This window comes from Capnocytophaga canimorsus (genome assembly GCF_002302565.1).
GTDB classification, from domain to species: domain Bacteria; phylum Bacteroidota; class Bacteroidia; order Flavobacteriales; family Flavobacteriaceae; genus Capnocytophaga; species Capnocytophaga canimorsus.
In genome coordinates this window covers 1,434,785-1,449,401 of the sequence record NZ_CP022382.1, presented here as the reverse complement: position 1 = coordinate 1,449,401, position 14,617 = coordinate 1,434,785, and the positions used below count along the sequence as shown (strand labels likewise).

Sequence of the window (14,617 nt, the reverse complement as noted above, 5' to 3'; positions counted from 1 at the left end):
TAATGAAGTTTTTACACACTGCCGATTGGCATTTAGGGCAAACTTTTTACGAACACGACCGCCACAACGAGCATCGTTTCTTTTTAGACTGGATTTTGCAAACCATTGAAAAAGAAAATGTTGATGTGCTTTTAGTTAGTGGTGATGTTTTTGATACGGCGAATCCGCAAATACAGTCGGTAACCTTGTTTTATGGTTTTTTGCATCAGCTTACGCATCGTTTTCCGCATTTACAAGCGATTTTTATTGCAGGAAATCACGATTCACCAGCGCGACTTGAAATGCCTCGTCCGCTTCTGGAAAACACAAATATTCATCTGATAGGTCAAGTAAAACGCTATGATAATTCTATTGATTATCAGTCGTTAATCATTCCTTTGTGCGGTAAAGATAAAAAGGTGGAGGTTTTTTGTCTTGCGGTGCCTTATTTGCGTTTTGGGGAATATCCACGAAATGAAGATGAAACTTTACCTGATTATGCCACAGGAGTAACTACTTTTTATCGTGAAATTACTCAAAAAGCACTTCATTATTGTTCTGAAAATCAAGGATTGATTGCTTTGGGGCATCTGCACGTGGTGGGTGCCGATATTGCTGATAATGATACTGCGGAACGCGCCATCATCGGAGGGATTGAGTGTATGAGTGCCCGAGAGTTTCCTGCTGAATTGCAATATGTTGCTTTGGGGCATATTCACAAGGGGCAAAAAGTAGGAGGTCAGAATCATATCCGATATAGCGGTAGTCCCATTCCGCTTTCGTTTTCAGAAAGAAACTATGAGCATCAGGTGGTTATTTTTCAAATGGAAGCGGGGAAGCTAACGGATATAAAATCTGTTCCAATCCCTGTAAAACAACCACTTTTAAGTCTTCCTGAAAATCACGGCAATTTGGCTCAAGTACTTTCAGCCCTTGAGCTATTGCCTCCCACGGATACTCAGCAGGAAAAACCCTTTTTGGAGGTGAAAATAGTGCTTGACACCCCCTTGCCTGACTTAAAAAATATCCTTCAAAAAGCCGTTGCCCACAAAAATGTTCGATTGGTACGTATTGATTTAAAAATGAAGGGGATAAAGACTGAAATGGAGGACTATCAGTCCGAAATTGCTCTTTTTGACTTAAAACCTATTGATGTTTTCAGGAGAATTTTTGAAAAGCAAAAGGGAGAGGCGCTACCCCAAAAATACGAGGTTCTTTTTAATGAAATTTATAACGAAATTGAAAACCAGCAAGATAGTCTATGAAAATATTATCGGTAAGTTTGTATAATATCGCTTCAATTGAGGGGCCTTTTCATATTGATTTTGAAAGCGAACCTTTAAAATCGGAAGGATTATTTGCTATAACGGGAGCTACAGGCTCGGGGAAATCTACGATTTTAGATGCCATTTGTTTGGCTTTATATAACAATACCCCTCGTCTTTCACCCATCAAAAGTTACATAAACATTGGTGATGGCGAGAATAATCTTTCCGTTCGCGATGTGAAAACGCTTTTGCGTAAAGGAGCAGAAGCCGCTTTTGCAAAGGTGGTTTTTAAAGCAATTGACGATAAAATTTATGCCAGTGAATGGAAGATACGCAGGGCTCGTGGTTATGGCAGAATACAAGATGAGATAATCACTTTAGAAAATCTTTCAGACAAAACGCTTTTTCCAGAAAGAAATAAAACGCTTGTCCTTAAAGAAATACAGCGTTTGTTAGGGCTTTCTTTTGAGCAATTTACCAAGTCAGTCATTTTAGCACAAGGCGAATTTGCTAACTTTCTTAAAGCTACGGAAAGCGAACGAGCAGATATTTTGGAAAAGCTTACAGGTACCGAAATTTATTCCAAAATTTCGGCTCAAATTTTTCAAAAGCATAAAGATTTACAAACAGAAATCACTTTTTTTGATGCACAACTCTCATCCATTGAGTTACTTACTGATAAAGAACAACAAACGTTACATTTGGCATTAAATCAGTTAAAAGAGCAAGAAAACCAACTTATTACGGCTCAGAAACAATTGCAAGTACAGCTAGATTGGCATTTGAAAAACCAGCAACTTACTGAACAAATCCGTCAAGCTTCGTCGAATTTACAAATTGCACAAGAGGCTAAAAATCAACAACAACATCGGTTTGAAACACTGGATAAGGTAGAGAAAATACAGCCTCTGAAACCGATTTGGCTTCAAAAAGAAAATATTCAAAAACAAATTTTTACGGTAGAGCTTGACATTGAGGGTTTTTCGCAAAAAATAACCGAGCTTCAACAACAAGCCTTTGTGATACAAAACGCTCTTGATAAGGAAAAACAACATCAGCAAACCCTTCTGCAATTGCACGAAAAGTGGTTGCCTCAAATTCAACAAGCTCGAGTGTTAGACATTCAACTTCAGCAAAAAAAGGAAATACTTTCCGACAAAATGCAACAAATCCAAGCTTTTGAACAAAATAATCAGGCGCTTATCGGTAAAATAGAGGTAGAAAAGCAAACGTTAGCCCAAATTAAAGAGCGTATCAATCAAAATAAGTTGTGGCAAAGTCAAAATGCTTATTTTGAAAAATTTGCAGAAAATTATTCGCTTATTGGGGTAAGTTGTAAAGAAGCTGAAAGAGCTATTTCTGAAAAGGAAAAGTTCCGAAAAGAAGTGGAAGATTTAAAAGGGCAGATACATCAGGTGGAAATTTTTGTAAATGAGGAGAAAACCAAAAATGAAAACTTGGTACAGCAACACATCTTGGCAAAACAAGCATACGACGAGTTTAAAAAAGCCATTAAGGGGTTTGATATTGAAAAACTCATATCGGAGCAAAATGAAATTATTCAGAAAATTGAACAACAAAAAAACATTTTAAATTCGATACAAAAATTACAAGAGGAGCGGCAAAACGTACAGCGCACTCAACAGAAAAAACAACAAAAAAAGGAACAACTTATTCAAATTGAGCAGCAATTAACCCAAAATCAAGCAGATGTTAGCCTTGCCCAACAAGAAGTAAGCGTTTTAGAAAAATTGTTGCAGAAGTTACAATTGGAAAGCTCAGAAAATGTTGAAAATCTCCGTCGTGGACTGATTCCAGATGCCCCTTGCCCAGTTTGTGGTGCTACTCATCATCCGTATCAGGAGCAAAGATATGAGAATAGGGCGCTACAAGAATTGGAAAGACAATTTGAAGAGGCACAAGAAAATCATTTTCGTTTGCAAAATCAAGCACACGATTTGCTTTCCAATAAAAAAATAACAGAAGCCGAAATTCAGAATTTGACCCAAAAGGAAGAAGAAAGCATCGTTATACAACATCAAGAAAGAAAAAAGATATCATTTTTAGAAAATGATTTTATTGCAAAAGAGCATAACCTTGAAACTTTAGAAAAAAATATCAAAGTGGTTTTGTCCGACTACCAAAATAATGTAGCAGTTATAGTTGATAAAATTGCAGATTATCAAGGATTAAAAGCCAGAGAAACCACCTTAGAAACTCGCTTTAATCAAGCCTTAAATCAGCTCGAAAGCTCAAATCGGAAATTAAACGATTTAGAGAATGCTTCTCAAAAACTTGTTCATCGGTTTGATTCAGCCCAACGATTGCTTGAATCTGCACAAAATGTGCTTACCGAAAAAGAACAATCGGTAAACCAGCTACTTGATAATCCATCGTGGTTTTTACTATGGAAAAGTACCCCTGAACAGTTTGCAAATCGCCTAACAAAAGCGGTTAACGATTGGCAACAAAGCCAAGAAAATTTACGTTTGGCAGAGCAATCGCAACTTTCGGTCAATCAGAATATTTTACATCTTTCACAGCAACAGCTCGACCAAGCTAAACAGTTGGAAGATTTAAAAACGCTGTATGATAGGGAGTTACAATTGTTGTCAGGAATGGAATTGGAGCGTCAAAATCTTTTAGAAGGGAAAAATGCTGACCAAGTAGAGCGACAAATCAATGATAAGTTGAAAATAGTTCAAAAACAAATAGAGTTGCATCTGACGAATTATCAGAAAAATGCACTTGATTTTCAAGAGATTTCGGCAAAAAAACAAACCCAAGAGCAGTTTCTCGCCCAATTAAAGCAAGAGCGAGAAACTTTACAAGGGAGAATTGAGCATTGGATGATAGAAAACCCAGATTTCAAAGCGGATTTAAACACTCAAAAGTTTCATTATTGGATTTCTTTGGATAATCTTTGGATACATCAAGAGCGTTTGCAATTAAAACAACTGGAAGAAGGGTGTCTGATGGCACAAACCTTACTTAAAGATCGTAGTGATAGTCTGAAACGGCATCAAAATCAAAATATTCCTGAACAATCTCAATCAGATTGTGAAAGGTTACTTGCTGAAAACAAGGAGAGTGAGGCTAAGGTTAGGCAAGACATCGGAAAGCTACACAATCAATGGGCTGTGCACCAAAAGGAAGTAGAGAAACATCAGGATTTATTGCGACAAAGAGAGGAAAAACAGCAAGTTTTATCCCAATGGGAAGTCATAAACAGCCTTATTGGCAGCAGCAGTGGTAAAGTTTTTCAAAGGTATGCACAAGAATTTACACTGGACACTTTACTGCGTTATGCCAATGTACATTTGAGTAGTATTAACCAACGATACCAGCTGGAGCGCATCTCCGATACGCTCAGTTTGCAGGTGATAGATAAGGAAATGGGGTATGAGGTACGTTCGGTATATTCGCTTTCGGGAGGGGAGTCGTTTTTGGTGTCTTTGGGGCTTGCCTTGGCACTTTCCTCGCTTTCTTCTACCAAAATGAATATCGAAACCTTGTTTATTGATGAAGGCTTCGGTACCTTAGATGCAAAAACACTTGCCATAGCTATGGATGCCCTTGAAAGTTTACAACATCAGGGTAAAAAAGTAGGAGTGATTTCTCACGTACAAGAAATGACTGAACGTATTGCTGTAAAAATAGAAGTTAAAAAGCAAGGCAATGGTAAAAGTAGCATACAAATCAAAAATGATTGGTGATTTTAGCTTAGCTACATTCCCATAATTGGAGAACTAAAGAATGATATTTATGAAAAATAAATTGTTGAAAATAATTATTCTATTAACAATAGTAGGTTGGGTATGTCTTTATTATTCTCAATACAAAAGAAATCAAATACAAAAGGAAGAGGTTCAAAAACTAAAACTGATAGAAAGAATAGTTTTTATGGATAATTATAGAAAAAAGAACGGACTTCCACTGATAAACAAAAACTTTGTAAAAGAAGACAGCCTATATATTTACACAAAAGGAATTGATAGTTTTATAGAAGTCCATTACAATAAAAAAATGGAGATGAGAAAAATATTTATAAAGTTTAGGACTCTATTTTTTTTACTATTAAATATGCAAATATGCACGATAGTAGAATTTTAGGAGTTGTTTTTTCAAATAGTAAAGATTATAGAAATATTAGCTTTGTTGATTTTTTTAAATTATTAAAAAAGCATAATAAGTTGTCTTTAAGTAATAATACCTTGTTCTATAATGAACAAATAAAAGAAGGAAAATTGAACGATACAATAGTAAGCTATTTTGAAAAAGAAAAATTAAAAAAATTGAATACTCCATACTTTAATAGATAACCCTATGTTTCAAACAATCACCAACACCGCTAAATTGCAATGCAATCAAGCTTCTTTAAAAACGCTGTTAATGGTAACTTCTCAAATCTTTGGTTGTATCGACGGAGAGTCTTTCGCCGCCGAGTAAGTAAGTTTTTATTCCCTCACTAATAATTTTTTGAAAAAAAATAACTACTTTTGCCCCAAGTTTATACAAGGAACCTTGAATGGGGTCGATCGGTTTTGACAGTAAGTCGAATTGAAATGTAAGCATACCGAGCTATGAAATTAATGCTCGTTAATCTCTATTTCAAACTTTTTAAATGGCGAGAATAACTACGCTCTTGCTGCCTAATCTGAAGTTTAGTAGGATTTCTGGCTAAGTCTCTACAAGGTAGGGAAGCGAGATGTCTCTGAAAAGCCCTTGTTGACGGCGGTTCGTACAGAGGCACCACAAAAGTCAACATTGAATCGGATGATGGTTTCCGCTGAAGATTCGGATTTCAGGAAACTAAGCGTGTTGTGGACAGTTTTTGGTCAGCAACCCGACGAAAATCAAACAAAAACTAAGTATGTAGAAAGCCTTTGAATTGCTTATTTGGACGAGAGTTCGATTCTCTCCGACTCCACAAACTTTATTCAAAATCAATAAAGTATAAAAAGTGTACGAAATGTTGTACACTTTTTTTGTTTTTATGCACCCTATTTTTTGTGTCTTCGTGGTATAATTCTGACCCCTATGAAAAAGCGATATTGGTTATTACTGTTTACCGTGTTTTGGTTTTCACTGCTGTACTTTATTGACATTGAGACTTGGATAGTGTTGTCTTATCCGTTTATAGTAATTACTTTTGTTTATTTACTTTTTACTTTTATTGTTTTTTGGTATTGTATTATTTTTAATAAAGACCCTCAAAATTGGTGAATTTTCAAGTAACAAAATACAAGGATAAAATAAAAAGTAAAAAATGTAAAGTAATTTATGCCTTTGTTTTTGAGTCGTGATAGTAATCATATCAATAAAAGGCAAAATTTCAATATGATTACAAATAATACTCTACCAATAAAACACCAATGGCTAAAACCACTAAAATAAGCATCAAAGGCGACACAAACCGCAACCATTGTTTATAGTTGAGGTTTACCATTGCAAGTGAAGGCAAAATTAGTCCCGTTGGAGTAATAAAACTCATCAATCCCATTCCAAATAAATAGGCATTTACCACACTTTGCCCCTCTACTCCCACCACTGATGCTAATCCGCCCATAATAGGCATTGTTACTACTGCCATTCCTGATGAAGAAGCAATAAACAAGGTGAGTATCACGAAAATAAACATCAACACGGGCAAAAACAACGCAGGAGACATTCCGCTTACTAAGTTCGACGAGTAATAAAGAATCGTATCTGAGATTTGTCCGTCATTAAGAATGAAAGTAACTCCTCGGGCAATACCGATGATAAAAGCCACACCCAGTAAATCTTTCGCACCTGTCAAAAAATGAGCAATGGATTGTTCTTCGCCCGTACGCTGCAAAATAGCAATAATTACGGAAGCAACTAAAAATAAAGCCGTCATTTCCTCAAACCACCAACCCCATTGCGAAACACCAAGAATCATCACCAGAAAAGACAACCCAAAAACAACGAGCAAAAGTTTACTTGATAGCTTAAGTTGCTCCACAGGAACTGCTTTTTCATTATGTAACGATTCAGGAAGCGATGCACCATACGCCACTGATGCTTGTGGGTTGCGTTTTACCTTTTCTGCATAGCGAATAATGTATACCAAGCTAATTACAGTTGAAAGTACAAGCATTACAAGGCGTGTTACCAATCCTGTTGTCCAATCAACTCCTACTGCGTCAGAGGCGATAATAACCGAAAACGGATTTACTGTCGAAGCCATCGTCCCCACACACGACCCCAGATAAATCACAGCCAGGGGGACCATCAAATCGTATCCTGCTGCCAAAAACACAGGAATAAGCATCGGATAAAAGGCGAGTGTTTCTTCTGCCAAACCGAAAAAAGTACCCCCTAAAGCGATGAGCGTAAAAACTAAAATAATAAGGATTCCTTCCCTGCCTTTCAGCCTGTAAGCCAGATAGCCAACCCCTTCATTCAGCGTTCCTGAGCTATTAAAAATTCCGATAAAGCCACCCAAAACCAATACGAATAAAATAATATCAATCGTATCGTAAATTCCCTTAATCGGAGCATAGAGAATTTCTAAAAAACCTTGCGGTTTGGCTTCATCTTGCTTATATGTATTTGGAATAGAAACTGGTTTTTTAATTTTTCCCTCTTTGAATTTTTCAATGCTGATAGAAATATTCTTTTCGGCGAGGGTTTGTTGTGTAGCTGGTAAGGTTTGCGTTTCTCCCTTCGAGTTTATCACAAACACATTTTGCACACTATCGTAAGAAAGCGTATCGTACTTACCCGAAGGCAACAAAAAAGTCAATCCTGCCGCAATAACAATAACAATCATCAACACCGTGTAGGGCGTCGGAAATTTTAAAAATCGTTTCATACAAAAGCCGAATTTATTGCCGCGAAAGTAGTTATTTTTTTGAAGTTTTTGAAATGATAACATTCTTATTTGAAATTTTATAAAATCCCCACTTTGTTTAATTATTCTATGATGAGCGAAAATCTGAAAACCTTTTCAAATTTACATTCTCTTAACATAAAGCCACATTTGTGTAACTAATTATAAAATTTCCTTAAAGTTTTGGAAACATACATTCTGCTCAAAGCCTATATTTTTGCTTCCGATTGAAAGATTCAAGAAGACTAATTCTAAAACGTATGAAAAAATTGTTTTTACTGACCTTATGGCTAAGTTCATTTTTCGCTATTGCGCAGCAAAATGGAGTGATTTCTGGAAAAATTACCGATGCACGTGATGCCTTTTCACTACCTGGTGCTACCATTATGCTTGATTTTCAAAATAGATATACCATTTCTGATACTAATGGGTTGTTCCAATTCTTGCACGTTCCAGAAGGTATTTATCAAATTTCGGTGGATTATATGGGTTATCAGTCATATATCCAAAAGGTAACGGTTAAAAAAGGAGAAAATACAGTGATAAATTTTGCGCTAAAAGCAGAAGATATTCATTTACAAGAAGTAGTGATTGTGGGTGATTTTCTAAAAGGACAAGCCAAAGCCCTCAACCAACAAAAAAATCGACAAAATATCAGTAACATCATCTCGGCAGACCAAGTGGGGCGTTTTCCAGATTCCAACATAGGAGATGCCCTAAAACGTGTGGCAGGGATAACTATGCAAAACGATCAAGGCGAAGCCCGAAATATTATCATCCGCGGACTGGCACCTAACCTAAACTCCGTTGCTCTTGATGGTGATCGTATTCCTTCGGCAGAAGGCGATAATCGTAACGTGCAAATGGACCTAATTCCTTCCGATATGATTGCCTCCATAGAAGTGAATAAAACACTTACATCAGATATGGATGCCGATGCTATAGGAGGGTCAGTAAATCTGGTTACTCGTGCTACGCCTAACAAAGAACGCATTTCAGCTACTTTGGCAGGAGGATATGCACCCATCCGACACGGAGCAAACACTACGCTGGGCTTGGTGTATGGAAATCGATTTTTTGATGATAAACTTGGAGTGATTTTAAGTGCATCGTATAATGATAATCATTTTGGGTCGGACAACGTTGAGGCTATTTGGAAAAAATGGGAGAAAAATGGCAATATGTTGGAATATGTGGAACAAATGGACATCAGAAAATATGATGTGCAACGCATCAGACGTAGCTTTTCCACCACATTTGATTATAAAATCAATGAAAACAACAGTTTGTCAATCAAAGGAATATATAATTGGCGTGATGATAGAGAGACTCGTTTTCGTTCGCGCGTAAGAGGTGTGACTCCTACTTTTTCAGGAGCAACGTTCACTGGATTTACAGGTGATATTCGTAACCAAACCAAAGCGGGTGCTGATAATCATCGTAATAAACAGGCACGATTGGAAGATCAGCGTGTACAAAATTACGCCTTATCTGGGGACCATTTGTTAGGGAGTTCGGTAGATTTGCAGTGGGGCGTAAACTATGCTTTAGCCAGTGAAGATCGCCCCGATGAGCGCTACATCGAATTTCATAATCGAAAACAAAAACTCACCTTCAATGGTAGCGAAAATAAACCTCTATATACTGTAAATGGTAAAAATAGCCCCGAGAAATACGCCCTTCGTAAACTGACCTCAAACCATAACTATACCCAAGAGGAAGAAATAGGTTTCAAACTTAATTTACGCTTTCCTTTTTCGGTAATAGAAAACCAAAAAGGGCGTATTAGAACCGGGGTGCGATTCAAACTCAAAGAAAAATTACGCGACAACATTTTCTATGAACATAAAGAAATTGCAGGTGTTGTGAAAACTTTGAATGATGTAAAAACCACTTTTTTAGACGGTAAAAATTGGCAAGTAGGTGAACAATATGTGGCAGGTACTTTTGCTCAAATTGATTACCTAAGTACATTAGATTTAGAAAATCCAGCCCTATTCAGTACAAAGGATGTCCCCGCCGAGTACTTAAACCTAAACTATAATGCTAAGGAAAATATTTATGCGACTTACTTGCGATGGGACCAAGATTTCTCCAACCGATTTTCAATGATAGCAGGGGTAAGGGTTGAAAAAACAGACATCAATTACACCGGAAATCACGTTTTAAACGAAACCACTTTGGCGGGAAAAATCAGCAACAAAAATGATTATGTTAACTTCTTGCCAAGCGTTGCCTTTAAGTATGACCTTAAGAAAGATTTTATATGGCGTGTTGCTTTTAGCACGGCATTGGCTCGTCCTGATTATTACGCTTTAGCCCCTTATGTGAGTGTTTTCTCGGCAGATAACAAAATTTTTGCAGGAAATCCGAAGCTCAAGGCTACCTATTCGTACAATTTTGATGTGATGGCAGAGAAATACTTCAAATCAGTAGGAATTCTTTCTGGAGGCATCTTCTATAAGCACCTTAATAATTTTATTTATACCTATATTGCCAATAATACGTACTCCCACGAACAATTTGCTCGAGAATTTCCTAATGTAGCTAATCCTATTGATGTGGGAGCAGACCATTGGTCATTCAAACAACAACGAAACGGAGAAAATGTAGCCGTTTACGGATTTGAGTTAGCTGCACAGCGTCAGTTGGATTTTCTCCCTGGCAAATTCTTCAAAGGTTTCGGGGCTTATCTGAATTATACTTATACCCAATCCAAAGCTCAAGGAATTACCAATAATCAAGGGGAAAAACGTGATGGTTTAGGACTTCCTGGAACGGCACCTCATATGCTTAACGCTTCACTTTCGTGGGAAAACAAAGGGCTCTTGGCACGAATTTCAATCAACCATACATCTGATTACTTAGATGAATTAGGGGGCAATCCCTTTGAAGATCGTTATTATGACCAACAAACTTTTTTAGATTTTAACGCTTCATACAAGGCGACTAAAAATATGAGTATATTTCTGGAAGCTAACAATTTAACCAATCAACCTTTGCGGTACTATCAAGGTATTTCGGCAAGAACTATGCAAGTGGAATACTACCGCCCCAAGTATAAAATCGGTATAAAATTAGATTTTTAATCTTTTGTTATAAAAAATCAATTTTTTACAGAAAATATTATCAATACAAGTTCTTGAAAAAGAGTTATCCAAAGTTATTTTATTTCTCAAAACGAAGAAAATAACAGCTATTTTCTTCGTTTTTAAACCAATTTTAAAATGAAAAAAACATTGTTTTTTGTATTTTCTGCGATGTTTATATCGTGTAACAACCAATTAGCACCTGTTGCCGCTGATGCTTTATCGCCTGTGGTAATTACTCAAAAAACGCCTAATGACACCGATGACCCTGCTATATGGATACATCCTACTGACCCTGCCCAAAGTTTGGTACTTGGGACGGATAAAAATGAAGCTAATGGAGGCTTGTATCTTTTTGATTTGAAAGGAAATATCGTAAATAAATTTGTGCCTTTGGACAGACCTAATAATGTAGATGTAGCTTACGGAATGCTTTTGAACGGACAAAAAACGGATATTGCTGTAGTTACCGAACGCAAGAAAAATCAAATTCGAGTGTTTTCATTGCCTGATTTACAGCCTATTGATGGAGGAGGAATTCCTGTTTTTGAAGGAGAAACATTGCGTGACCCTATGGGTATTGCCACATATTCCGATGCTGAAAACGGAAAGATTTATGTAATTGTAGGTAGAAAAGAAGGTCCTTCCGAGTCTTACCTTTGGCAGTATGAACTGATTGCTAATGAGTTGGTAACAGCGTATAAAGTCCGTGAATTTGGCAAATATAGTGGAAAGAAAGAGATAGAAGCCATAGCGGTGGATAATCAATTGGGCTATATTTATTATTGCGATGAAACGGTGGGCATTCGCAAATATTACGCCGACCCTAAAAAAGGCAATCAAGAATTGGCACTTTTTGCCACTGAAGGTTTTAAGCGTGACCACGAGGGCATTGCTATTTATCACCAAACGGATACTACCGGATATATTTTAGTGTCAAATCAGCAGAAAAATACCTTTATGGTTTATCCGCGTGAGGGCATTGCAGGGAATCCGCATCAATATCCGTTACTTGCTCAAATTCCCTTATCTTCAATTGAATGCGATGGTGCTGATGTTACAAATATTCCCTTAAATGAGCAATTTCCTCAAGGAATGCTGGTAGTGATGAGCAACGGAAAAATTTTTCAATATTATGATTGGCAGGAAATAGCCTCAAAAATAAAGTAGTGCGAGGTTATAAAACCATTTCCTGATAGGCAATAACGGTGTGAAAACCTTTATTTTCAAAATAGGTTTTTACATCGGGTTGTTCACAGGCAACCAGCACAAAATCACCGCCCCAAGCTCCTAAACTCTTTATACTTCCTTGAAAATCAGAAAACAATTTGCTTTTTACGGGTTCAAGCCCAATAAAATCAGAGGTGATTTGTTCGTGTAGGTCGATGCAGGAGCAAAACTCGGTAAACGATTTGCTACGCACCACATCTTCAGTAATTTGGGTAATCTTTTCAATAAATGCTTTTTTCCCTTTTTTAATGGATTTGTAGTGTGCTATCCCAACTTTACTATCTTGTTTTTGGTTGAGATGTACGAAAAATAAATGCTTTTTGAAATCGGGAGAAAAGCAAATGGGGTAGGTTTTAGGTTCTTGATTTTGAGTTTGATATAAAATAGGAGTTGTGCTTTTGGCACAAGCAATATCGTAGCCACTTCCTCCGAATCCTTTAAAGAGTAAATCAAAGGCATTGACCTCTGCCCATTGGGCGATGTTATTGATTAGCGTAGAGGAAGTGCCTAACCCCCAATTTCTTTCAAACTCCAATTCGGTTTCAACGGTGCAGTTTTGTAATTTTTTGGCAAAATCAGGGTTTAAATACAAAGCCGTTGTTAGAATTTTTTCCAGAGTGTGAGCAATAGGGTCGTTTGTTGCAGAAGTTTTGAAAATTTCTTTTTCGAACCAAATCTGTCCGTTAAGATCTTTACTTTTCCAGAAAACACCTTCTTTTTCAGAGGGAAATACTTTTAGCCATTGTCCTTTTTGACAAGGTAGGGCAAGGCTTAAAGCTCCGTCTAAAACGGCGTATTCGCCCGTGAGTAGGAGTTTTCCGTGGCTGTAAAAAGAAAGATTATTGTGCATTGAGTTCTTCAAATTTTTTAACTACTTCGCTGTGCGATATGGTTTTATCTTTAAAATAATCGCTGATGATTTGTTTTTGTTTTTGTGTTGCTCCTAATTGGTTTAAAATGTTCATTAGGTGCATTTTCATATGTCCTTTTTGAATTCCAGAGGTGGTTAAAGCCCCTATGGCGGCAAAATTCTGTGCTAAGCCTACAGTGGCCGCAATTTGCATTAGTTCGGATGCAGAGGGTTTTTCAAGAATTTGAAGTGCGGTTTTTACCAAGGGGTGCAAATTGGTAAGTCCGCCCACAGTACCTAAAGCTAAAGGAACTTGAATTTCAAAATAAAAAATTCCGTTTTCGATATAGGCGTGGCTTAAACTTTGATATTTTCCGCTTCGTGAGGCGTAAGCGTGAACCCCCGCTTCTACCGCTCGAAAATCGTTTCCTGTAGCTAAAACTACCGAATCAATGCCATTCATAATTCCTTTATTGTGAGTAGTGGCTCGGCGTACTTCGGCATTGGCAATAGCGATGGCTTTTACAAATTTTTCGGCAAATGCTTTTCCTTCAATCTTGCCAAAAGAAAGTTGTTCTACAGGGCAAGAAACCTCCGATTTTACCAAACACTCGGGAACATAATTGGAAAGTATGCTCATTATAATTTCCAGAAACTGCCCTATTTCAGGGATTTTTTCAGCTTCTTCTTGTAAGGTGTGGGCAAATTGTTCCAAGCAGCTATTTATGAAGTTAGCCCCCATAGCATCTAAAGTTTCAAAACGGGCAAATAATTGATAGTAATTGGGTAAATCTGCCGTTTTATCCACCAAATGTAGGTTAGTCATGCCTCCGCCACGTTTTTCCATATTTGCTGTAATGGGCTTTACGGCTTCTAGTAGTATTGGCTTTATATGCTGAAAGAAGGTTTCTAATCGGGCTTTTTCGCCATAAAACATAAAATGTACTTGTCCGTTTTTCTCGGTGGAAATCACCGTTGCTTTAAATCCGCCACGACTTTCCCAAAATTTAGCGGCTCTACTAGCTGCTGCCACCACCGAACTTTCTTCAATTGCCATCGGAACGGTATACGTTTTACCATTGATAAGAAAATTAGGTGCCACAGCGAAGGGCAAATAATAATTACTTACCGTGTTTTCGATAAACTCATCGTGAAGTTTTTGCAAATGGGCATCGGTATTGTGATATTTTTCAAAATATGACTTTGCATCGTTTTCATTAGGAAAATAGGTGTTACAAAGCCAATTGATTTTTTCTTCTTTGGTAAATTTTGAAAAACCTTCTACGGATTTTTTTGTCATATTTTTTGATCGTTATTGTCTTTGAGTGTTTTACAAATTTCTGAT

At 37.1% G+C, this 14,617-nt stretch carries 9 protein-coding genes and 1 other RNA gene; 7 read left to right on the top strand and 3 right to left on the bottom strand.

What is annotated here, in order from left to right; genetic code table 11:
* Positions 1–2 precede the first annotated feature (2 nt).
* The 5 genes from CGC47_RS06335 to ssrA all read left to right on the top strand — a co-directional run bounded on the left by CGC47_RS06335 (position 3) and on the right by ssrA (position 6,180).
* Entirely contained in the window at positions 3–1,244 is a 1,242-nt protein-coding gene (locus tag CGC47_RS06335) for an exonuclease SbcCD subunit D C-terminal domain-containing protein (protein ID WP_042002328.1), read from the top strand.
* Positions 1,241–4,963, top strand: coding sequence for an AAA family ATPase (locus tag CGC47_RS06330; protein ID WP_095900132.1), 3,723 nt, complete (start codon positions 1,241–1,243; stop codon positions 4,961–4,963). Before CGC47_RS06335 ends, CGC47_RS06330 begins: the two co-directional genes overlap by 4 nt.
* A gap of 375 nt (positions 4,964–5,338) precedes the next feature.
* Positions 5,339–5,569 carry a hypothetical protein gene (locus tag CGC47_RS06320; protein WP_095900130.1) on the top strand — a complete coding sequence of 77 codons (231 nt, stop codon included), beginning with the start codon at positions 5,339–5,341 and terminating at the stop codon, positions 5,567–5,569.
* Positions 5,570–5,573: 4 nt separating this feature from the next.
* A complete protein-coding gene (locus CGC47_RS10945) occupies positions 5,574–5,696 on the top strand; it encodes a hypothetical protein (protein WP_256593345.1) in 123 nt (40 codons plus the stop codon).
* A gap of 81 nt (positions 5,697–5,777) precedes the next feature.
* Positions 5,778–6,180, top strand: a transfer-messenger RNA (tmRNA) gene (gene ssrA / locus CGC47_RS06315).
* A gap of 411 nt (positions 6,181–6,591) precedes the next feature.
* Here ssrA and CGC47_RS06310 read toward each other — a convergent pair.
* Positions 6,592–8,085, bottom strand: a complete 1,494-nt coding sequence (locus CGC47_RS06310; RefSeq protein ID WP_013998439.1) for a YfcC family protein — start codon at positions 8,083–8,085, stop codon at positions 6,592–6,594.
* A 278-nt stretch (positions 8,086–8,363) separates the two neighbouring features.
* On the opposite strand from CGC47_RS06310, the gene CGC47_RS06305 reads away from it, so the two are divergent.
* Positions 8,364–11,192: a TonB-dependent receptor gene (locus CGC47_RS06305; RefSeq protein WP_095900129.1), complete on the top strand. Its 2,829-nt coding sequence runs from the start codon at positions 8,364–8,366 to the stop codon at positions 11,190–11,192.
* A 138-nt stretch (positions 11,193–11,330) separates the two neighbouring features.
* Positions 11,331–12,362: a phytase gene (locus CGC47_RS06300; RefSeq protein ID WP_042002323.1), complete on the top strand. Its 1,032-nt coding sequence runs from the start codon at positions 11,331–11,333 to the stop codon at positions 12,360–12,362.
* Positions 12,363–12,369: 7 nt separating this feature from the next.
* Here CGC47_RS06300 and CGC47_RS06295 read toward each other — a convergent pair whose 3' ends face one another.
* Positions 12,370–13,272 carry a GYDIA family GHMP kinase gene (locus CGC47_RS06295; protein ID WP_042002322.1) on the bottom strand — a complete coding sequence of 301 codons (903 nt, stop codon included), beginning with the start codon at positions 13,270–13,272 and terminating at the stop codon, positions 12,370–12,372.
* Positions 13,262–14,572 (bottom strand): hydroxymethylglutaryl-CoA reductase, degradative, encoded by a 1,311-nt coding sequence (locus CGC47_RS06290; protein ID WP_095900128.1) that lies wholly within the window; start codon positions 14,570–14,572, stop codon positions 13,262–13,264. Before CGC47_RS06290 ends, CGC47_RS06295 begins: the two co-directional genes overlap by 11 nt.
* Positions 14,573–14,617: the final 45 nt, after the last annotated feature.

Excerpts from the sequence above, each read along its gene's own strand:
- CGC47_RS06335 (WP_042002328.1), top strand. The coding sequence starts at position 3 with ATGAAGTTTTTACACACTGCCGATTGGCATTTAGGGCAAACTTTTTAC.
- CGC47_RS06330 (WP_095900132.1), top strand. The coding sequence starts at position 1,241 with ATGAAAATATTATCGGTAAGTTTGTATAATATCGCTTCAATTGAGGGG.
- CGC47_RS06320 (WP_095900130.1), top strand. The coding sequence starts at position 5,339 with ATGCACGATAGTAGAATTTTAGGAGTTGTTTTTTCAAATAGTAAAGAT.
- CGC47_RS10945 (WP_256593345.1), top strand. The coding sequence starts at position 5,574 with ATGTTTCAAACAATCACCAACACCGCTAAATTGCAATGCAATCAAGCT.
- CGC47_RS06310 (WP_013998439.1), bottom strand. The coding sequence starts at position 8,085 with ATGAAACGATTTTTAAAATTTCCGACGCCCTACACGGTGTTGATGATT.
- CGC47_RS06305 (WP_095900129.1), top strand. The coding sequence starts at position 8,364 with ATGAAAAAATTGTTTTTACTGACCTTATGGCTAAGTTCATTTTTCGCT.
- CGC47_RS06300 (WP_042002323.1), top strand. The coding sequence starts at position 11,331 with ATGAAAAAAACATTGTTTTTTGTATTTTCTGCGATGTTTATATCGTGT.
- CGC47_RS06295 (WP_042002322.1), bottom strand. The coding sequence starts at position 13,272 with ATGCACAATAATCTTTCTTTTTACAGCCACGGAAAACTCCTACTCACG.
- CGC47_RS06290 (WP_095900128.1), bottom strand. The coding sequence starts at position 14,572 with ATGACAAAAAAATCCGTAGAAGGTTTTTCAAAATTTACCAAAGAAGAA.